We start from the raw sequence: 19,381 nt of genomic DNA on the forward strand, positions 1-19,381 counted from the left end.
GGTGGAGCCTGAGCCGGACGGGGCCTCGATCCTGCTGGAACGCGACGGCGCCGTGGCCGTCCTGACCCTCAACCGCCCGGACCGCCGCAACGCGCTGGACACCGGGCTGAAGACGGCGCTGCGCCGGGCGCTGGAGGAGGTCGCGGCCGACGACGCCGTACGCGCGGTGGTGCTGACCGGGGCGGGGACCGCCTTCTGCGTCGGCCAGGACCTCGCCGAGCACGCGGCGGCGCTCCGCTCGGACGCCGGGCACGCCTTCGACACCGTGGAGGAGCACTACGCGCCGATCGTCCGGCTCCTGACCACCATGGGCAAACCGATCGTCGCCGCCGTCAACGGCACGTGCGTCGGCGCCGGTCTGGCCCTCGCCCTGGCCTGTGACCTGCGGGTGCTCGCGGAGGAGGCCGTCTTCGCGACGGCGTTCACGGCGATCGGGCTGACGTGCGACTCGGGGCTGTCCCTGACGCTCGTACGGGCGGTCGGCGAGGCCAGGGCCAAGGAGCTGGTCCTGCTCGGCGAGTCGTTCGGCGCCCGGCAGGCGGTGGAGTGGGGGATCACGGGGCGCGTGGTCCCTCGGGAGGAGGCCGGTGCGGTGGCGCGCGAGCTCGCGGCCCGGCTCGCCGCCGGGCCGACCGCCGCGTACGCCGAGTCCAAGCGGCTGATCGCCGGGGCCTGGGACCAGGACCTCGGCGCGGCACTCACCGCCGAGGCCCGCGCCCAGGCCCGCCTGGGGCTGACCGCGGATCACGCGGGAGCGGTGGAGGCGTTCCTCGACAAACGCAAACCCACCTTCGAGGGCCGCTGAACCCCGCGCCGGCCCGCGTCTCCTCGAAGGCCGGCGCGCCCGTCACCCGGCTCCGGCGCCGCGGGCCTCCTCGAACACCAGCCACGTGCGGGTGGCACGGATGCCCGGGATGTCCTGGATGAGCTCCAGCACCACGTGCCGGAGCGTCGCGTTGTCCGGGGTCCTGACCAGCGCCAGGACGTCGTAGTCGCCGCCGACCAGGGCGAAGTTCTCGACGTACGGAGTCTCCCGGAGCCGGGCCGACACCGCGCGCCAGGAGTTCTGCTCGATGGTGAGCGAGACGTACGCGCTGGTGCCCAGGCCGGCCTTGTGCGGCGCGATCCGCGCCGTGAAGCCGGTGATCACCCCGGCGTCCATGAGCCGGGTGATCCTGGCGTAGACGTTGGCCCGGGAGACGTGCACCCGCTCGGCGAGGGTGCGCATCGAGATCCGGCCGTCCCGCCGCAGCTCGGCGATGATCGCCCGATCCACCCCGTCCAGCGGCGCGGCCGAATGTCCCGCCGACCCCTCTCCGGCACCGTCGTTGAACGACAATCGGTCCTCCTGAAGACTGGTTTCAGACCTTTTGTCGCTCATCATGCCTGATGTCTTGAACACCTGGCTCCATGCACGGACGCTTTCCCTGTCAAACGTCCAGAGAAAGGGAGCGTCGCATGTCCGTCGACGTCCTTCTGCCCTCACCCGTGCCGGTGCGCTTCGTCGCCGAGGACGGCACGGCGGTCCAGCCGCCCACCGGCTACCAGGTGCCGGAGGAGGAGCGGTTGCTGGAGGCCTACCGCCGGATGGTCGTCGGCCGCCGCTTCGACCGCCAGGCGACCGCGCTGACCAAGCAGGGGCGCCTGGCCGTCTACCCCTCCAGCCGCGGGCAGGAGGCCTGCCAGATCGCCGGGGTGCTCGCGCTGCGCGAGGACGATTGGCTGTTCCCGACCTACCGGGACTCGGTGGCGCTGGTCTCCCGGGGCCTCGACCCCGTCGAGGTGCTGACCCTGCTGCGGGGCGGCTGGCACTGCGGGTACGACCCCGCCGCCACCCGGGTCGCGCCCCAGTGCACCCCGCTGGCCACCCAGACCATCCATGCCGTGGGCATGGCCGACGCCCTGCGCCGCAAGAAGGAGAACGGCGTCGTCATGGCCTTCATCGGCGACGGCGGCACCAGCGAGGGGGACTTCCACGAGGCGCTGAACTACGCCGCGGTCCTGCACGCGCCCGTCGTGTTCTTCGTGCAGAACAACAAGTACGCGATCTCCGTGCCGCTGGCCAAGCAGAGCGCCGCGCCCGCGCTCGCGTACAAGGGCATCGGGTACGGCATCCGGTCCGAGCAGGTGGACGGCAACGACCTCGTCGCGGTGCTGTCCGTCCTGACCGAGGCCGTGGAGCACGCGCGTACGGGCGGCGGCCCCTTCCTGGTGGAGGCGCACACGTACCGGATGGACCCCCACACCAACGCCGACGACGCCGCCCGGTACCGGGACAAGCGGGAGGTCGAGCAGTGGGAGGCGGCCGACCCGCTCGCCCGCCTGGAGACCTACCTGCGTGGGCGCGGCGTGCTCGACGCCGACGCCGTCGACGCGGCGCACGAGGCCGCCGAGGAGTTCGCCGCCCGGGTGCGCGCGGAGATGAACGCCGATCCGAAGGTGGATCCGTTCGAGCTGTTCGAGCACGTCTTCGCCGAGGCCACGCCCCAGTTGCGCGAGCAGCGGGCCCTGCTGGCGTCCGAGCTGGAGGATTGATGACCACTCTGAGCATGGCGCAGGCGCTGAACGCCGCGCTTCGGGACGCCCTGCGCGAGGACGAACGCGTTCTCGTCTTCGGTGAGGACGTGGGCCCGCTGGGCGGCGTCTTCCGCATCACCGACGGGCTGACCAAGGAGTTCGGCGAGGAGCGGTGCTTCGACACGCCGCTGGCCGAAGCCGGGATCGTGGGGCTGGCCGTGGGGCTGGCCATGGGTGGCTTCCGGCCGGTGATCGAGATGCAGTTCGACGCGTTCGCCTACCCGGCCTTCGAACAGATCGCCTCGCACGTGGCCAAGCTGCGCAACCGCACGCGCGGTCGGCTGTCGCTGCCGATGGTGATCAGGATCCCGTACGCGGGCGGCATCGGCGGCGTCGAGCACCACTGCGACTCCAGCGAGGCGTACTACGCGCACACGCCCGGCCTGAAGGTCGTGACCCCCGCGACGGCCGACGACGCGTACTGGCTGCTGCGCGACGCCATCGCCGACCCCGACCCGGTGATCTTCATGGAACCCAAGCGCCTGTACTGGTCCAAGGGCGAGACGTCTGTCGGGGACCGGCGGGCGGCGGGGTTCGGGCGGGCGGCGGTGCTGCGCGAGGGCCGCGACGCGACGCTGGTCGCCTACGGGCCGAGCGTTTCGGTGGCGCTCCAGGCCGCCGACGCCGCGGCCCAGGACGGGCTCGACCTGGAGGTGGTGGATCTGCGGACGATCGTCCCGTTCGACGACTCGACCGTCGTGTCCTCCGTACGCAAGACCGGGCGCTGCGTGGTGATCCAGGAGGCCCAGGGGTTCGCCGGGGTGGGCGCGGAGATCGCGGCCCGCGTGCAGGAGCGGTGCTTCCACTCGCTGGCGGCGCCGGTGCTGCGGGTCACGGGGTTCGACATCCCGTACCCGCCTCCGATCCTCGAGCACTCGCATCTGCCGGACGCCGACCGGGTGCTGGACGCGGTGGATCGGCTCCAGTTCGGTGACGAGCCCGATCTGGCGCACCTGGGCGGGGAGGCGTCATGACGCGGCACGTGTTCCGCCTGCCCGACCTGGGCGAGGGGCTGACGGAGGCCGAGATCGTCGACTGGAAGGTCGCCGTCGGGGACACCGTCGAGATCGACCAGATCGTGGTGGAGGTCGAGACCGCCAAGGCGGCGGTGGAGGTGCCTGTGCCGTACGCGGGGACGGTGCTGAGCCTGCACGCTTCGGCGGGGGCCGTCCTGTCGGTGGGGGAGCCGCTCATCGAGGTCGGCCCGGCGGGCGGCGTGAGCGATTCGGCCGCCGCGGAGCGCTACCGGGAGGAGGAACGCGCCGGATCCGGAAATGTCCTCATCGGCTACGGCACCGGCCACACCCCCACCACTCGCCGACGCTCCCGAAAGGCTCCCGCAACCCCCGGCCGGCCACCTACGGTCCCGGCCTCCCGGCCCGCGTCCGCGTCGCCGGCCGCGCCTGCTGCCCCGGCCGCGGCCGGTGAGCGGCAGGCGCCTCGGGTGATCTCCCCGCTCGTGCGCAGGCTCGCCCACGAGCACGGGGTGGATCTCGCCGCCGTCACCCCCACCGGACCCCGCGGCGTGATCCTCCGCCGCGACGTCGAACGCGCCATGGCCACCCCCGCCGCCTCCGCCGTCGCCCCGGCGACACCGAGAGCGACCGAGACGACGTCGGCCGCGACCGGGACAGCGTCCGCCGCGACCCGGACGACATCGGTCGCAACCCGGACGACGTCGGAGGCGACCGGAACCCCGCTCCGGACCGAGCGCATCCCCCTGCGCGGACTGCGGCGGGCGGTGGCCGACAAGCTGAGCCGCAGCCGTACCGAGATCCCCGACGCCACCACCTGGGTGGACGTCGACGCCACCGGCCTGCTCGAGGTCAAGGACGCGCTCCGGCGGGGCCGCCCGGACCTCGGCATAGGGCTGCTCGCGCTCCTGGCCCGCAGCTGCGTGGCCGCCCTGCGCCGCTTCCCCGAGCTGAACTCCTCGGTCGACACCGCCCGCGCCGAGATCGTCCGGCACGGCCACGTCAACCTCGGCTTCGCCGCCCAGACCGATCGCGGCCTGGTCGTGCCGGTGGTCCGCGACGCGCACCTCATGACGACCGCGCAACTCGCCGCCGAACTGACCAGGCTCACCGCCCTCGCCCGCGAAGGCACGCTGCCGCCCGCGGCACTGACCGGGGGCACGTTCACGCTCAACAACTACGGCGTCTTCGGCGTGGACGGATCCACCCCGATCATCAACCATCCCGAGGCGGCGCTCCTCGGCGTCGGCCGCATCATCGACCGCCCCTGGGTGAAGGACGGCGCGGTCGTGCCCCGCAAGGTCACCCAGCTGTCGTTCACGTTCGACCACCGCGTCTGCGACGGCGGCGCGGCAGGCGGCTTCCTGCGCTTCGTGGCCGACTGCGTGGAGAACCCCGCCATCCTGCTCGCCCACGTCTGACGCCTGCTCGAAGCGCCGGCCGCCCGCCACGAGGTGAGCACCGATCGCATCGCCGTGGGCACGGGCTCGTCCGAGGTCTGCGGGCAGGTCCTGCACACGGTGTGCGGGCCGGGCAGCGAGGCGGTCTTCGGGTGGCGGTCGTCGGCGACCGGCCGAACGTCGTCGTGCTCAGGACCTTCTCCAAGGCGTACGCGCTGGCCGGGCTGCGGGTCGGCTACTGCGTCGGGCCACCGGAGATCATCGCCCAGGTACGCAAGACGCAACGCCCTTCAGCGTCAGCGCCCTCGCCCAGGAGGCGGCGATCGCGGCGCTCCGCGAGCACGAGGAGGTGGACAGGCGGGTCGCCCTCACCGTCAAAGAGCGCGACCGCGTCACCGGCGAGCTCCGGGCCCTCGGCTATGACCTGCCGCCGTCCCAGGCGAACTTCCTGTGGCCCCCGCTCGGTCACGACAGCGCGTCCTTCGCCGACCACTGCCACGCCAACGGGGTGATCGTGCGGGCGTTCCCGGGAGAGGGCGTGCGCGTCACGGTGGGCCTGCCGGAGGAGAACGCGGCCTTTCTCACCCTGGCCGCAACCTGGCAACGACAGCAGGGTTGACAACGGGCGCCCGAATACAACACCCTTTCACTACTCAAATAGTGAAAGGGTGTTTTCGGTTGATCGAGTTCAACCTGGACCGCGGCTCGGGGGTCTCGACGTACCTGCAGCTTGTTCACCAGGTCAAACAGGCGCTCAGGCTCGGTGCGCTGCGGCCCGGTGACCAGTTGCCGACTGCCCGCGAGGTGGTCGAGAGCCTGGCCATCAACCCCAACACCGTGCTCAAGGCGTACCGGGAGCTGGAGCGCGAAGGGCTGGTCGAGGGACGGCAGGGGATGGGGACGTTCGTTCAGCGGGGCGTCGCGGGTGCGACGCTCGCCGAGCACACGCGGCTGCGGCGCGGGCTGGAGGCGTGGGTGCGCGAGGCCCGCGCGGCCGGGCTCGACCAGGAGGACCTGCGGGTGTTGGTCACCGTGGTCCTGGCCGACGCCGCGAAGGAGGGCGCGGCATGAGTCCCGCCCTGGAGGCGACCGGCCTGGGGGTCCGCTATCGCCGTACGTGGGTGTTGCGCGACTGCTCGCTGTCCGTGCCTGCGGGACGCGTGGCGGCGCTCGTCGGGCCCAACGGCGCGGGCAAGACCACTCTCATGCACGCGGCCGTCGGCCTGCTGCGGCCCACGCTGGGAAGCGTCCGTGTGGCCGGCGAGGTGGCGTTCGTGGCCCAGGACAAGCCGCTGTACGAGACCTTCACCGTCGCCGAGATGCTCACCTTCGGCCGCCGCATGAACACCCGCTGGGACGACGCCGCCGGTGCGGACCGGCTCGCCCGGCTGGGCATCCCGCTGGAGCGGAAGGTGAGCGGGCTGTCGGGCGGGCAGCAGGCGCAGGTGGCGGTCACGATGGCGCTGGCCTGCCGGCCCGACCTGCTCGTGCTGGACGAACCGCTGGCCAACCTCGACCCCCTGGCCCGCCACGACGTGATGCGCTCGATCATGGCGGAGATGGCCGGGCGGGAGCTGACCGTGCTGCTGTCCTCGCACGTCGTCTCGGACCTGGAGGAGACGTGCGACTGGCTGATCGTGCTGAACGGGGGCCGGCTGCAGGTCAGTGGTGACATCGAGGACCTCCTCGACGGGCATCTCGTGCTCACCGGACCGGACGGGGCATCGGTGGCGGGGATGCAGGTGGTGAGCGCGAGCCGTGCCGGCAGGCAGGTCAGCATGCTGGTCAGGGGAGTGCCCCCGCTCGATCCACGCTGGCAGGCGCGGCGCCCCCGGCTGGAGGAGCTCGTCATGGGCTATCTGCGCAGTCCCGAGTCGGCGGCACTTCCGGAGCTGACGGGGGTGAGCGCGTGATCTGGGTGACGTGGCGCCAGCACCGGGCGCAGCTCCTGGTGACGGCGGGCTTCCTGGCGCTGCTGGGGGTGCTGCTGCTGGGTTCGGCGGTGGAGGCGAGCCGGTACGTGACCGAGCACGCCCCGCCCGGCTGCCCGGGGCCCGCTGTGGAGTGCGGAGACCTGGCGGTGGCGCTCGGGCGGCGCTACGACGCGGTCTACTCGGTGTTCGGCTGGATGCCGCTGGTGGCGCCGGCGCTGATCGGGGCGTTCTGGGGCGCGCCCCTGCTCGGCCGCGAGTACGAGCGCGGCACCCACCGCCTGGCCTGGACTCAGGCGGTGCCCGTGTGGCGGTGGCTGGCGGTCAAGCTGTCGACCCTGGGCGGGGCGGTCGTGGCGGGTGGGCTGCTGCTGTCGCTCATGGTGAGCCTGTGGCGGCCGGTGTTCAGGGAGGGGGTCGACTCCACGTTCGGCAATATCGGCGTGTTCAACATGGTCGGCGTGGAGCCGGCGGCGTGGTGGCTGTACGCGTTCGCACTGGGCACGCTGGCCGGCACCCTGTTCCGGCGTACGCTGCCCGCGATGGCGCTGGTCGTGGCCGGGGTAACGGTGACGATGTTCACGCTGTTCCAGCTGAGCGACCACTACGCCGAGCCGGTGCGTACCGAGTTGTCCGGCACCGTGCTGCTGGACAATCCCGACGTCCGGCTGGTGAGCGCCGCCTGGGTGGAGCCGTCCGGGCGGGAGGTCGCCGAGCCGTCGAGCAGCGGCTGCCCGCGTCGGGTGGACGCGGGGCAGAGCAACAGGAATGCCGAGGCGTGGCAGGCGTGCCTGTTCGGCAAGGGCTACCGCTACGCGGTGTATTACCATCCGCCGTCCCGGTTCTGGCGATTCCAGTGGACCGAGGCTGGAATCCTGGCGCTCGCGTCGGCGGCCCTCGGCGGCCTGGCCGTGCGCCGCACCCTCCGCCGCCCCGGCTGACCGGCCGGCTCCGCCGGTCAGGCCCCGCTGGTGACCTCGTCCACGCCCCGGTCCAGCCGCAGGCCGCGGGTCTCCCTGAACGAGGTCAGCACCACCACCAGCGACACGGCCGCGAGCCCCACCATGTAGTACGCGGGCGCGACGGCGCTGCCCGTCGCGGAGACCAGCCCGGTCGCCGCGAACGGGGCGGTGCCGCCGAACAGCACGTACGCCGCCGTGTACCCGATGGCCGAGCCGCTCGCCCGCACCTTCGCGGGGAACATCTCCACCAGCGCGGGCACGTTGGAGGTGCCGATCACCGACACGAGCATCGCCAGCACCGACGTGCCGACCATCGCCCCGGCCAGGCTCGACCCCATCAGCCAGAACGCCGGCAGCGGCAGCAGCACGAAGCCCGCGCACGCGACGACGAGCATGGGCCGGCGGCCGAACCGGTCGCTGGCCGCCGCCGCGAACAGGCAGGCCACGCTGTAGGCGAGCATCGAGACCACGTTCGTGAGCTGGGCCTGGCTCTTGGTGTAGCCGAGCTCCTCCGACATGTACGCGATCATGTAGCTGCTCATCAGGTAGTACCCGACGGCGTTGGTGATGCTGTAGCCGAAGAGCGTGGCGATCTGGCGACCGCAGCGGCGTACGGCCTCGCGCAGCGGCGCCGGCTCGACCGCGTCGTGCTGCTGCAGCGACCGGAACACGGGCGTGTCCTCGACCTTGGACCGCAGGTAGAGGCCGATGAGCCCGAGCGGCGCCGCCAGCAGGAACGGGATGCGCCAGCCCCAGCTCTGCAGGGCCTCGGTCGTGACCGTCGAGGTGATCAGGAAGCCGACGCCGGAGCCCGCCACGCTGGCCAGGCCCACGGTCACCGGCACGGCGGCGGCGAAGCGGGCCCGCCGCCCCTCCGGCGCGTACTCCACGATGAACGCCGACGCCCCCGTGTACTCGCCGCCGGTCGAGAACCCCTGGGCGCAGCGCAGCAGGAACAGCAGGATCGGCGCGGCCATGCCCCAGGAGGCGTAGGTGGGCAGGATGCCGATGAGGAACGTGGCGCCGCTCATCGTCAGGATGGTCAGCGCCAGCATCCTGTTGCGGCCGAGGCGGTCGCCGTACCTGCCGAAGAAGGCGGCCCCGAGCGGGCGGGCGACGAACCCGCCCGCGAAGATCGCCCAGGTGGCGAGCAGCGCGGCCGTCGTGTCGTAGTCGGGGAAGAACAGCTTGGCGATCGTCGCGGACATCACCGCGTACGCCGCCGAGTCGAACCATTCGACGAAGTTGCCGATGGCGGAGGCCAGGGTGACCTTGCGCCGGACGTCAGTGGAGGTGTGGGGGGTCATTGCTTGCTCCCTATTTCTGGTGACGGAGTCGGAGCTGGGCGCGCTGGATCTTCCCGGTCGCCGACCGGGGCAGCTCGTCCACGAACTCGATCTCCCTGGGGTAGGCGAAGCGCGAGTGCGTGCTCTTGGCGAACTCGCGGATCTGCCGTGCCAGCTCCTCGCCCGGCAGGTGGCCGGGCGCCGGCCGGATCCACGCCTTGACGGCTTGGCCGCGCACGGGGTCGGGCACCCCGGCCACACCCACGTCCGCGACGGCGGGATGGGCGCGCAGCGCCTCCTCGATCTCGTCGGGGCCGACGCGGTAGCCGGAGGTCTTGATCACGTCGTCGACGCGGCCGAGGAACCAGTAGTAGCCGTCCTCGTCCACCCGCGCGTGGTCCTTGGTGTGGAACCACTCGCCGCCGAACACCTCCCGGGAGGGCTCGGGGCGGTTCCAGTAGCCGAGCGGGAACTGCGGGTTGCTCCGCGCGCGCAGGCAGATCTCGCCGACCTCGCCCGCCGGGACCGGCCGCTCGTGCTCGTCGAGGAGCGCCACGTCCCAGCCGGGCAGCGGCCGGCCCATGGACCCCTCCTTGACCGGGACGCCGGGGAAGTTCCCGATCAGCGGGTACGACTCCGTGGAGCCGTAGTAGTCGAGCAGCGTGACCCCGAACTGGTCGCGGAACCAGCCGATCAGGTCGGCGGTGAGCGGCTCGTTGGCGCAGCAGATCGTACGGAACCGCTGCGGGTGACGGCGGCCCGCGTCGGGCAGCTGCTCGCGCATCTTGCGCAGGAACGTGGGGTTGACCAGGCCGGTCGTGACGCCGTTGCGCGCCATGCCGGCCAGCAGCCCCTCCGGATCGAACCCGGCCGCCGGCCGGTAGACCAGGTGCGTCGCGCCCGCCCTGAGCGGGCCCATGAGCTTGGCCATCGACCAGGCCCACTCTCCCGCGCCGTAGAAGACGTCGCCGGGACGCAGGTCATGGCAGTGCCGGAACTCGTTGTGGCCGAGCAGCGTGCGGTGCGCGTGCACGATGCCCTTGGCGGGACCGGTCGTGCCGGAGGTGTAGAAGATCAGCGCGGGGTCGTCGGCGGCGGTGTCGGCGTCCTCGAACTCCGGCGTCAGCAGGCCGATCGCCGGGTCGTCCACGTCGACCACGGTCCCGCCGTAGCCGCTCGCCCGCCGGATCGCGCCCGCCTCGGTGACCAGCACGGACGCGCCCGAGTCGGCGAGCCGGTAGGCGATCTGGTCGTCGGCCCAGAGCAGGGACATGGTCACGAGCACGGCGCCGGTACGCAGCACGCCCAGGTACGTCGCCGGGGTGTCGGTGCGCTGGGGGAGCATGACCGCGACCCGGTCGCCGGGGCGGACGCCGAGGCCGCGCAGGCAGGCGGCCACCTGGCGGGAGCGGTCCTGCACGGCGCCCCAGCGGACCTCCTCGCGCGCTCCCGTGTGATCTTCGAAGATCAGCGCCAGGTTCTCGCGGGGGTGGCGGTCGGCCACGTCCACGGCCATGTTGTAGCGTCCGGGAACGCTCCACTCGGTCACTTGGCGCGCCCCTTCAGAAAACGGGCCATCTCCCGCTGGGGTTCGCCCGTGGCGTACGCGGCGGCGTGCACCTTCTTCGCCGCCGCGACCGAGTCGGCCAGGGCGTCCCGCTCCAGTTCCCTGAGCCGCCCCTTCGTCAGCGCCACCGCGCCGGAGGGCAAAGCGGCCAGCTCCTTGGCCTGCGCCACGGCTGCGGCCGGCACGTCGTTCTCCGCCACGAGCCTGGTCAGCAGGCCGAGCCGCTCCGCCTCCGCCCCGTACACCAGGCGTCCGGTCAGCGCGAACTCGATGGTCTTCGCTCGGCCGAGCACGCCCCACATGGCCCAGATGCCGGTGATGCTCGGGATGCCCGACAGCACCTCCGGCTGGCCCATCCGGGTGCCCGCGTGGCCGATGCGCAGGTCGGCCAGCAGCGCGAACTGGAACCCCGACCCGGCCGCCACCCCGTTCACCGCGGCCACGACCGGCTTGTCCAGGTCGAGCACCGCCCGGTAGAGCCGGTCGAAGCCGTCGATCCAGGCGTCGGAGGCGGCGTGGTCGTCGGGGTCGATCCCGGCCGTCTCACCCAGGTCCTGACCGGCGCAGAAGGCGCGCCCCGCCCCCGTGAGGACGACGGCGCCCACCTCCGGGTCGGCGCCCGCCGCGCGCAGCAGCTCGATCAGCCGCTCCCGCATCCCGGCGGTCCAGGCGTTCAGCTTCTCCGGGCGGTTCAAGGTGATCACCGCGACGGGTCCGTCACGGTCCAGCAGCACACTCACTAGCGTCCCTCCGCAGGTCAACAGGCTTGTCGGGGATATAACCAGGTCCTGCGGGGCGCTGGCCAACATCAATGTGGACTCTTGGCGATATCAGAGCGATATGGTCGGGGTGATGGAGCTACGCCACCTGCGGTATTTCGTCATGGTCGCCGAGGAGCTGCACTTCGGCCGGGCCGCGGAACGGCTGCACATGGCGCAGCCGCCGCTGTCCCAGCGCATCCGCGACCTGGAGCGGGAGCTGGGCGTCCGGCTGTTCGACCGCAACCCGCACCGCGTCTCGCTCACCGAGGCCGGCGCGCTGCTGCTCGAGCATGCGCGCGGGGTGCTGGAGCGGGCGGACGCGGCCCGCGAGGCCATGCGCCGCATCCGCCCGGGCGACTCGGGCGTGCTCCGGGCCGGGGTGCCGCCGGACACGACGCCGATGGCGCTCAGGACGCTGGTGGCCACGTTCGCCGAGCGCGTTCCCGACGTGCTGCTGGAGCTGCACGAGCTGACCACCGCCAGCCAGCTCGCCAAGCTGCGCGCGGAGGAGCTCGACGTGGGCCTCGTCCGGCATCCCTGCGACACGGTGGGGCTGGAGTCGAGCGAGGTCGTCCACCGGCGGCTCGGCGTGGTGCTGCCCGCCGGCCACCGCGCGGCCGGTCAGGAGGTGGTACGCCTGCGCTCGCTCGACGGGTCACCGCTGGTGATCTTCCCCCGGGAGATGGCGCCTCAGCTCTACGACCACGTGCTGGAGGCGTGCCGGGACAACGGGTTCCTGCCCGGCGCGATCAGGCACGCCAGAAACCCCCACTTCGTGCACGGCCTCGTCATGTCGGGGCTGGGGGCGCACCTCAACGAGGAGCCGTACGACGAGCTGCCCGCCGGGCTGGTGTGGCGGCCGATCGACGAACCCCGGCTGACCTGGTCGACCTCGGCGGTGTGGCTGCCGGTGCAGGGCGGCGAGGTCGCCACCGCCTTCGCCGGCGCGGCCCTCGCGGGGCTGCGCGAGGTCGGCCATGCCTAGCGCCGCGGTCCGCGACGGCGGAGGTCAGCGGGCCTGGCGGCGCCAGGCCGAGGGGCTGAGAGCGCGGGCGCGCTTGAACGCCACGCTGAAGGCGAAGGCGTCCTCGTACCCGACCTGCCGCGCCACGGTGGCGACGGTCGCCTCGGTGTCACGGAGCAGGTCCGCCGCCAGGGCCATGCGCCAGCCGGTGAGATAGGTGAGCGGGGGCTCGCCGACCAGGCTGGTGAAGCGGGCGGCGAAGGCGGCGCGGGACATGCCGACCTTGGCGGCCAGCTCGGCGACCGTCCATCGGTGGGCGGGGTCCTCGTGCAGCAGGCGCAGCACATCCCCGATCGCGGGGTCGGCCAGCGCCCGATGCCAGGCGGGCAGGGCCGGATCCGGCCTGGCGCACCATGCGCGCAACGCCAGCACGAGCACCAGATCCAGGAGGCGGTCGAGGATGGCGTCCTGGCCGGGTTCGTCGCAGGCGATCTCGGTGGCCAGCAGATCCAGCGCCGCTCGGGTCCGCGGCCCGGCGGGCACGACCGCCAGCGGCGGGAGCATGTCCAGCAGGCGGTCGCCCACGTCGCCGCGGAGTTCGTACGCGCCCCGGATCATGACCGTGGCCCCGGGCAGGCCGTCACCGTAGGTGCGGGGCGCCAGGCTCCGGTGAGCCGCCACCTGGTCGCCGCCGACGGCGTACTTCTGCTGTCCCTGAATCACCACCTGGGGTGGGGTGGAGGGGCTGTCGGCGATCGTGTAGCGGCTCGTGGCGCTGATGAGGGCGATGTCACCGGCGGCGAGATGTACGGGGGCGACGTCCTCGCCGAGCCGGACCGACGCGTGGCCGCCGAGCGTGGCCACGACCGTGAGCGGGGGAGCGTCGGCGAAGCCCAGCGACCACGGCGGCCGCTGGACCAGCTTCCTGACCAGCGCGTTCCTGGCGCGGGCCCGGTGCAGCAGATCGCTCAGGACATCCATGCCCATCACGGTAGACGATCACAAAGGTATTCCGGATGTTCTCCCATGGATCGTCTTCGCGTTCTGGAGTTCCCTTGGGGGAATGACGAACATCCTCATCCTGGGCGGCAACGGCAAGACCGGCCGCCGCATCGTCCGGCGTCTGCGGAGCGCCGGCCATCCGGTACGGGCGGTGGCCCGTACCAGCGGAGACCTCCCCTTCGACCTGGGCGATCCGACGACGTGGGCGTCCGTGCTCGACGGCGTCACCGCCGCCTACCTCCTGGAGCCGGACCTGCGGGGGAGTGTCGACCACCGCGCGCGCATCCCCAGGTTCGTGGCCGAGGCGGTCGCGTCGGGGGTGCGGCGGCTGGTGCTGCTGTCGGCCTACGGCGTCGGCGAGGCCGGCGACAGCCATCCCCTCAAGCCCGCCGAGCAGGCCGTGCGCGACTCCGGCGTCGGCTGGACCATCCTGCGGCCGGACTGGTTCGCGCAGAACTTCAGTGAGAGCTTCTGGCGGCAGGGGGTTCTCTCCGGAGAGCTGGTCCTGCCCGCCGGTGACGGAGGTACGCCGTTCATCGACGCCGAGGACATCGCCGAGGTCGCCGCGGCCGCGCTCACCGAGGATCGCCACGGCGGCCGGACCTACCAGCTGACCGGCCCGCGGGCGATCAGCTTCGGCGAGGCGGCCGACCTCATCGGCAAGGCCACCGGGCGGACGATCCGTCACGTCGACGTCGAGCCCGAGGTCTTCGTCGAGCGTCAGGTCGCCAACGGCGTCCCCGCCGACGTCGCCCGGCTGCTCACCGGCCTTTTCGTGGCCGTCCGCGACGGCCGGGGCTCGCCGGTCTCGGACGGCGTGGAACGGGCCCTCGGCCGGCCGCCGAGGTCGTTCGAGGACTACGTCGTCGAGACCGCCGCCGCCGGCCACTGGGACTGACCACCGAGGGCTGCCGGATGTGCCGCGTCCGCCGGGCAGGAAGCGATGGGCGCAGAGCGGGACCAGTTTCGGCCTGCGGCGCTGTGGATCCACGGACGCGCGCCCGTTCGTGCGACCTGAGCGACCTCGCCGCCCGCGATGCTAGGGTCCGGCCATGGATCACGAGCGATCAACGGGGCCGACCGGCTTCACGTAGTCCGCCAGGAGATACCTGGCGGTGCTACCAGGGGAGCCCCATGTCCCGCACCGCCCATCACCTTGACCGCCCGATTCCCGCTGGAGGTGATCGGCGGGGAGACCCGTGGCGATCGGTGACGATAGTCGATCTCCGTTACAGCGCCGCGTGCCTGCGCGAGGCAGAACGAGCCGGCCATCGAGCATGCCCGGCCTCCGTCCGCCGCAGGGTCGACGTCTACTCCTGGGCCAGGGCCGATCGTCGGGACCGGTCGGTGGCGGAATGGGCCAAGATCGAAGAGCGCCGAGCGCGCACCGGCGGCACCCCGGGCGTCTCGACGACCGCTGTGCCGCCGGGCCTCTGGGATCGGCTCAGTTGAGCGCCTGGAAGCTGCCGTACCTGTCCTCGCCGGGCTCGACCGGGTCGAAGATCCTGGTCCGGCAGTCGAAGTCCGGGAAGATCAGGATCGTGCCCCGGGTCCGGTTCACCACGGCGGTGTCGTCGCCGAAGCCCTGATGGCAGACGAAGGGCTCCGGATCGACGACCGTCGCCACGCCCGGGAAACCGCCGATCGCGGGGGCCTTGCACCCGCGAGGTCCCGAACGCCGGTCGCTCTCGATCGTGGCGCTGGGGGCTCAACGAAGGCGGTGGTGTTCTTCCCGTCCTTCTGCGCCGAACGAATCTACATCGTAAAGGCGTCGGGTGGGAATGGTGCAACAACCTGACCAACATCCGACCTTCGCCCCCGAGTGGGTCGTTCGGACGTCGCGTGTATCGTGGCTGGTCAGGGGGATATTCGGTCACGGGAGTCGGGCTGAACGCTGGTGACCGGCAGAGGGTGTGATCGCGGTCCTGGTCCTCGCTGGAGCGGCCTCAGGCTCGGCATTTCTCTGATCAAAGGCTCGATCATGGAACTTCAGAACCAGACCGCGCTGGTGACCGGAGGCGGCTCGGGCATCGGCCGGGCGACCGCGCTGGCGCTCGCCCGAGAGGGGGCCTTCGTCATCGTCGCCGGTCGCAGCGCCGATCGCCTCACCGAAACGGTCGCGGAGATCGAGGCCGCGGGTGGCAGGGCTCGTGCCGTTCCCACGGATCTCAACGACCTGGACGCGCTGCAGCGGCTTGCCGACGAGGCCGGTGACGTCGACATCCTGGTCAACAACGCGGGCGTCTACCCCTTCATGCCGACCCCGAAGCAGGATCTGGAGTCGTTCATGCAGGTGTTCGACACCAACGTACGGGGGCCGTTCTTCCTGACCGCCGCCCTCGCGCCGAGGATGGAGGCCAAGGGGTCCGGCAGCATCGTCAATGTCAGCTCGATCGCCGCTCTTCAGGGCATCCCGGACGCCGCCGCGTACGGGGCGACGAAGGCTGCGCTCGACGCGCTCACTCGCTCTTGGGCCGCCGAGTTCGGCGATCGCGGGGTGCGGGTCAACTCCGTCGCCCCTGGCAACACCAGGACCGACAACGTGGTGAAGGCCCTCGGTGAAGAGATGTTCGAGGAGTGGGGGCGTACGGGCAACCCGCTCGGCCGCCTCGGCCGTCCGGAGGAGGTCGCCGAAGCGATCCTCTTCCTCGCCTCCCCGCGGTCGAGCTATATCACCGGGGTCACCCTGCCGGTCGACGGCGGCTACGTCGCGCGCGGCTGAGCCGGCCCTCCCATGGCAACCAGTTCACGGAACGACCGGAGACACAAGGCCGCGTCCTGGCCTCAATCGACGGCGTCAGATCGGAGGTTGCTGGTACGCCAGAACCCTGCGCCGGGCCTGACAGCAGCCTCAAGCGGGGATCAGCCGAGCGGGACCTCTGCCGAGCGGGAGGGGACGGCGTCGAGCGTGTTGAGCGTGGCACGGTCGAAGGTGATCGTGGCGGCGGCGATGTTCTCTTCGAGGTGCTTGATGCTGGAGGTGCCGGGGATGAGCAGGACGTGGGGGGCGTGGTGCAGCAGCCAGGCGAGGCCGACCTGTGAGGGTGTGCGGTCGAGGGACGCCGCCGCAGTGAGGACGGCCGCCTCGTCGGTCACCTTCGGCATCTGGGGGAAGGCGCCGCCGAGGGGGAAGAACGGGACCCAGGCGATCCCCTCGGCCTGGCACAGCTGGAGCAGGGCTTCGTCGTCGCGGGTGACGAGGCTGTAGGCGTTCTGTACGCAGGCGATGCCGGCGGGGATCGCCCGGCGCAGCCCGTCGAGGGTGACGCTGCCCAGCCCGATCGCGCCGATCTTGCCCTCGTCGCGCATCGCCGTCATCACGGCGAGTTGGTCGTCGAGGTCGACCGCCTGGTCGCCCGTGGCCCGTAGTCCGGGGCCGGCGTCCAGGCGGCGCAGGTTCACGACCGGGATCTGCTCCAGGCCGAGGCTGATGAGGTTGTCCTCGACGCTGGCGCGGAGTTCTTCGGGTCGCTGCGCGGGGCGTAGTGGGATCGGGCCGCCGGGGTTGGGGTCGGCGCCGACCTTGCTGACGACCATGACGTCGTCCTGTGGCCGGATCCCTTCGCGCAGGAGCTCGTTGGCGAAGCCGTTGCCGTAGAACTGGGCGGTGTCGATGTGGTCGACGCCGAGGTCGATCGCGCGGCGCAGAAGCGCCAGGGCCGTGTCGCGGTCGTGGTGCAGGCGTTCGAGCTGTGCGGTGCCGTAGCCGACGCGGGAGACGGTACGTCCGGCGAACGGCGCGGTGCCGCCGGGCCGAAGGGCGTTGACCGGCTGTGCGTCGGAAAGGGGGTTGCTGGAGGCCATGAGGATCCCGTCCACGTAGGATGTCAGAGATAACGGAGGATCCTCCGATATCTCTGACTGACTATAGAGCAATACCGGAGGTTCCTCCGCTTTGAGTTCGCCCGAATCGGTGTCCGCCGGCACCTCCGCCGAGCGGCCGGCCGCGACACAGCGCCCGCTGCGTGCCCACGCCCAGCGCAACCGGGACACGCTCATCGCCGTCGCCCGGACCGCCTTCGCGGCGGCCGACGACACCGTCCCGCTCGAAAGCATCGCCCGTGAGGCGGGTGTCGGGATCGGCACCCTCTATCGCCATTTCCCCACCCGCGAAGCGCTGGTGGAGGCGGTCTACGCCGCCGAGCTCGACGACATCGCCACGAGCGCCCCCGTCCTGCTCGAACGGTTCCCGCCGCAGGTCGCGCTGCGCGCCTGGATGGAGCGGTACGCGGCGTTCAGCGCGGTGAAACGCGGGATGGCCGACGCGCTGCGCGCCGGCCAGGCCTCGGGCCGCATCCCGACCTCCACCACCAGGGAACGCATCACCGCCGCGATCGCGATGATCCTCGCCAAGGGCGCCGAAACGGGCTCACTCCGTGCGGACGTCGACCCGGACGAGGTCACCACGATGCTCCTGGGCATCTTTCTCGCCACGGCGGCCCGTGATACCCCCGAGCAGACCGGCCGGCTCCTGGACCTGCTCGTCGACGCCCTCCTCCCCGGCGCGGGCCGGTAGCGGCGGCCCGCACCCAGCGACAGGACCGAGCGTGCGGAGGTGGCACGCCCACGGATCGCGCCGCACTCGGCACTGGGCGTGCCCGGCGCGAGCGCGATCCGCGCCGCCGTCCCGACGTCTACGTGATCGACAACGACGCCTGGTACCACTCCATCGTGCTGTCAGGCCGGGTCGCTCCGGGGGTCCGGCCTGACAGCGAGGTCGTCGACGGGCAAGCGGGTGCCCGGACGTGCGGGCAGGTCAGGCGGGAACGGCGCGGGCGATGCAGATGCGAGCCTGCAGCCGGGGCCCGGCCTCGTAGAACATGAACTCGACCCCGCCCTGGGTGCCGAACGAGGGCGCGGCCACGCGGCCGTTGTCCGAGGCGATCGGCGAGTGGAAGACGCCGAGGTGGACCTCCTTGTCGAAGGCGTTGCCGACCTCGGTGATGCGCATGTTGCCGTCGTTGCCGTGGTACGCGACGTACGTGGTGCCGTTGCGCTTGACCAGGGACGGGCCCGAGATGTCGGTCACGCCGTCGGGCTCGGGGTTGACCAGCGACTGCTGGCTGAACTGCCAGCCGTCCCAGCCGTTGGGGGACCAGCCGTAGAAGAGGCGGCGGCCGTTCTTCACGCCCATGAAGACCATGACGTACTTGTTGCCGCGGCCCGGAAGCGAATGCTCGAAGACCCGGGCGTAGGAGGTCTCGGAGGTGCCGGACACCAGGCGGGTGCTCAGGATGGGGGTCTCGTCGGTGAAGGCGATGCCGTCGGTGGAGCGGGCCACGCGGGTGGTGAAGTTCTCGCCGTGGAAGTAGCAGAAGAACTGCTTCGTGGCGGCGTCCCAGGTGACGTGCGGCGAGGACACGTGGCTGACCGTCGTGGTGGGCAGGTACCTGTCGATGATCGGGTTGCCGCTGTAGTCGTGGAACGGGCCCTCCAAGGTGTCGCTGAAGGCCACGCAGATGCCGCCGGGGTTCTCATGGGGGGCGTAGTAGAGGTAGTAGCGCGAGCGCGGGTTGCCGAGCTTGTCGTACACCCCTCTGATGCAGGGGAAGATGAACTCTCCGGTGCGGTTGTAGTGCAGGGGGAGGGCGAGAGCGTCCCGCACGTATCGGAACACCGGCATGCCCGCCGGCTGGGCGGCGGTCCCGGCGGTGGCAGGCCGGGCGACGAGGCCGGCGGTGGCCAGAGACCCGGCGGCCAGAGAAGCGGCGCCGCGTAACACGCCGCGTCGGGTGGGCGGACGTAAGTCCCGGCCTGATTGATGGATGGTCAACATGCCCTCCGATCCTGGTCGCGACAGGCGATGGGCGCCGTGCGGCCGGCAGTGTCTTCGACTCGCCGGCGCCCCTCGGCGTCACTGTATGTTGCCATGGCCGGAGGAAGCCGTACCACTGCTAATACGAATTACTCAGCGATTATCTCTTGACGCCCAGTTGTGCCCGGTCCCAGAATGACCG

General features: G+C 71.8%; 19 protein-coding genes and 1 pseudogene. 12 read left to right on the plus strand and 8 right to left on the minus strand.

All coding sequences use genetic code 11. The features are described from left to right. Position 1 precedes the first annotated feature (1 nt). Entirely contained in the window at positions 2-805 is an 804-nt protein-coding gene (locus ACIHFD_RS17525; protein ID WP_397367763.1) for an enoyl-CoA hydratase/isomerase family protein, read from the plus strand. A 42-nt stretch (positions 806-847) separates the two neighbouring features. Here ACIHFD_RS17525 and ACIHFD_RS17530 read toward each other — a convergent pair whose 3' ends face one another. Next, positions 848-1,339, minus strand: coding sequence for an Lrp/AsnC family transcriptional regulator (locus ACIHFD_RS17530; protein WP_397367764.1), 492 nt, complete (start codon positions 1,337-1,339; stop codon positions 848-850). Between the two features lie 119 nt (positions 1,340-1,458). Between ACIHFD_RS17530 and pdhA the strand changes: the two genes are divergently transcribed. The 7 genes and pseudogenes from pdhA (at position 1,459) to ACIHFD_RS17565 (ending at position 7,823) form a co-directional block, all read left to right on the plus strand. Next, positions 1,459-2,535, plus strand: a complete 1,077-nt coding sequence (pdhA, locus tag ACIHFD_RS17535; protein ID WP_397367765.1) for a pyruvate dehydrogenase (acetyl-transferring) E1 component subunit alpha — start codon at positions 1,459-1,461, stop codon at positions 2,533-2,535. Continuing rightward, positions 2,535-3,551 carry an alpha-ketoacid dehydrogenase subunit beta gene (locus tag ACIHFD_RS17540; protein WP_397367766.1) on the plus strand — a complete coding sequence of 339 codons (1,017 nt, stop codon included), beginning with the start codon at positions 2,535-2,537 and terminating at the stop codon, positions 3,549-3,551. Before pdhA ends, ACIHFD_RS17540 begins: the two co-directional genes overlap by 1 nt. Continuing rightward, positions 3,548-4,972 (plus strand): dihydrolipoamide acetyltransferase family protein, encoded by a 1,425-nt coding sequence (locus ACIHFD_RS17545; RefSeq protein ID WP_397367767.1) that lies wholly within the window; start codon positions 3,548-3,550, stop codon positions 4,970-4,972. Before ACIHFD_RS17540 ends, ACIHFD_RS17545 begins: the two co-directional genes overlap by 4 nt. Positions 4,973-5,136: 164 nt before the next feature. Continuing rightward, positions 5,137-5,570, plus strand: a pseudogene (locus ACIHFD_RS17550) (aminotransferase class I/II-fold pyridoxal phosphate-dependent enzyme). Between the two features lie 59 nt (positions 5,571-5,629). Continuing rightward, positions 5,630-6,022, plus strand: a complete 393-nt coding sequence (locus tag ACIHFD_RS17555) for a GntR family transcriptional regulator (RefSeq protein ID WP_397367768.1) — start codon at positions 5,630-5,632, stop codon at positions 6,020-6,022. Further along, positions 6,019-6,864 (plus strand): ABC transporter ATP-binding protein, encoded by an 846-nt coding sequence (locus tag ACIHFD_RS17560; protein WP_397367769.1) that lies wholly within the window; start codon positions 6,019-6,021, stop codon positions 6,862-6,864. Before ACIHFD_RS17555 ends, ACIHFD_RS17560 begins: the two co-directional genes overlap by 4 nt. Further along, positions 6,861-7,823 (plus strand): ABC transporter permease, encoded by a 963-nt coding sequence (locus ACIHFD_RS17565; protein ID WP_397367770.1) that lies wholly within the window; start codon positions 6,861-6,863, stop codon positions 7,821-7,823. The genes ACIHFD_RS17560 and ACIHFD_RS17565 overlap by 4 nt, the downstream gene beginning before the upstream one ends. Before the next feature lie 17 nt (positions 7,824-7,840). Here ACIHFD_RS17565 and ACIHFD_RS17570 read toward each other — a convergent pair whose 3' ends face one another. The 3 genes from ACIHFD_RS17570 to ACIHFD_RS17580 are packed head-to-tail and all read right to left on the minus strand — an operon-like array spanning position 7,841 to position 11,431. Further along, entirely contained in the window at positions 7,841-9,151 is a 1,311-nt protein-coding gene (locus ACIHFD_RS17570) for an MFS transporter (RefSeq protein ID WP_397367771.1), read from the minus strand. A 10-nt stretch (positions 9,152-9,161) separates the two neighbouring features. Then, on the minus strand, positions 9,162-10,679 hold the full coding sequence (locus ACIHFD_RS17575) for an acyl-CoA synthetase (protein WP_397367772.1): 1,518 nt from the start codon (positions 10,677-10,679) through the stop codon (positions 9,162-9,164). Then, positions 10,676-11,431: an enoyl-CoA hydratase/isomerase family protein gene (locus tag ACIHFD_RS17580; RefSeq protein ID WP_364254330.1), complete on the minus strand. Its 756-nt coding sequence runs from the start codon at positions 11,429-11,431 to the stop codon at positions 10,676-10,678. The genes ACIHFD_RS17575 and ACIHFD_RS17580 overlap by 4 nt, the downstream gene beginning before the upstream one ends. Positions 11,432-11,549: 118 nt before the next feature. Between ACIHFD_RS17580 and ACIHFD_RS17585 the strand changes: the two genes are divergently transcribed. Beyond that, positions 11,550-12,443 carry a LysR substrate-binding domain-containing protein gene (locus ACIHFD_RS17585; protein ID WP_397367773.1) on the plus strand — a complete coding sequence of 298 codons (894 nt, stop codon included), beginning with the start codon at positions 11,550-11,552 and terminating at the stop codon, positions 12,441-12,443. 24 nt (positions 12,444-12,467) lie between these two features. Here ACIHFD_RS17585 and ACIHFD_RS17590 read toward each other — a convergent pair whose 3' ends face one another. Next, on the minus strand, positions 12,468-13,403 hold the full coding sequence (locus ACIHFD_RS17590; RefSeq protein WP_397367774.1) for a cupin domain-containing protein: 936 nt from the start codon (positions 13,401-13,403) through the stop codon (positions 12,468-12,470). An 82-nt stretch (positions 13,404-13,485) separates the two neighbouring features. Between ACIHFD_RS17590 and ACIHFD_RS17595 the strand changes: the two genes are divergently transcribed. Further along, positions 13,486-14,322 carry an SDR family oxidoreductase gene (locus ACIHFD_RS17595; protein ID WP_397367775.1) on the plus strand — a complete coding sequence of 279 codons (837 nt, stop codon included), beginning with the start codon at positions 13,486-13,488 and terminating at the stop codon, positions 14,320-14,322. 546 nt (positions 14,323-14,868) lie between these two features. Here ACIHFD_RS17595 and ACIHFD_RS17600 read toward each other — a convergent pair. Further along, positions 14,869-15,051: a hypothetical protein gene (locus ACIHFD_RS17600; RefSeq protein ID WP_397367776.1), complete on the minus strand. Its 183-nt coding sequence runs from the start codon at positions 15,049-15,051 to the stop codon at positions 14,869-14,871. Positions 15,052-15,405: 354 nt separating this feature from the next. On the opposite strand from ACIHFD_RS17600, the gene ACIHFD_RS17605 reads away from it, so the two are divergent. Next, on the plus strand, positions 15,406-16,146 hold the full coding sequence (locus ACIHFD_RS17605; protein ID WP_397367777.1) for an SDR family NAD(P)-dependent oxidoreductase: 741 nt from the start codon (positions 15,406-15,408) through the stop codon (positions 16,144-16,146). Between the two features lie 140 nt (positions 16,147-16,286). Here ACIHFD_RS17605 and ACIHFD_RS17610 read toward each other — a convergent pair whose 3' ends face one another. Then, entirely contained in the window at positions 16,287-17,243 is a 957-nt protein-coding gene (locus tag ACIHFD_RS17610; RefSeq protein ID WP_397367778.1) for an aldo/keto reductase, read from the minus strand. Positions 17,244-17,319: 76 nt separating this feature from the next. On the opposite strand from ACIHFD_RS17610, the gene ACIHFD_RS17615 reads away from it, so the two are divergent. Continuing rightward, entirely contained in the window at positions 17,320-17,940 is a 621-nt protein-coding gene (locus ACIHFD_RS17615) for a TetR/AcrR family transcriptional regulator (protein WP_397367779.1), read from the plus strand. Positions 17,941-18,180: 240 nt separating this feature from the next. Here the strand turns inward: ACIHFD_RS17615 and ACIHFD_RS17620 are convergent, their stop codons facing one another. After that, a complete protein-coding gene (locus ACIHFD_RS17620; protein WP_397367781.1) occupies positions 18,181-19,146 on the minus strand; it encodes a hypothetical protein in 966 nt (321 codons plus the stop codon). Positions 19,147-19,381: the final 235 nt, after the last annotated feature.

Source organism: Nonomuraea sp. NPDC051941 (assembly GCF_044593615.1).

Coding starts and splice junctions, on each gene's coding strand:
- pdhA (WP_397367765.1), top strand. CDS start 1,459: ATGTCCGTCGACGTCCTTCTGCCCTCACCCGTGCCGGTGCGCTTCGTC.
- ACIHFD_RS17540 (WP_397367766.1), top strand. CDS start 2,535: ATGACCACTCTGAGCATGGCGCAGGCGCTGAACGCCGCGCTTCGGGAC.
- ACIHFD_RS17545 (WP_397367767.1), top strand. CDS start 3,548: ATGACGCGGCACGTGTTCCGCCTGCCCGACCTGGGCGAGGGGCTGACG.
- ACIHFD_RS17560 (WP_397367769.1), top strand. CDS start 6,019: ATGAGTCCCGCCCTGGAGGCGACCGGCCTGGGGGTCCGCTATCGCCGT.
- ACIHFD_RS17570 (WP_397367771.1), bottom strand. CDS start 9,151: ATGACCCCCCACACCTCCACTGACGTCCGGCGCAAGGTCACCCTGGCC.
- ACIHFD_RS17585 (WP_397367773.1), top strand. CDS start 11,550: ATGGAGCTACGCCACCTGCGGTATTTCGTCATGGTCGCCGAGGAGCTG.
- ACIHFD_RS17590 (WP_397367774.1), bottom strand. CDS start 13,403: ATGGATGTCCTGAGCGATCTGCTGCACCGGGCCCGCGCCAGGAACGCG.
- ACIHFD_RS17595 (WP_397367775.1), top strand. CDS start 13,486: ATGACGAACATCCTCATCCTGGGCGGCAACGGCAAGACCGGCCGCCGC.
- ACIHFD_RS17605 (WP_397367777.1), top strand. CDS start 15,406: ATGGAACTTCAGAACCAGACCGCGCTGGTGACCGGAGGCGGCTCGGGC.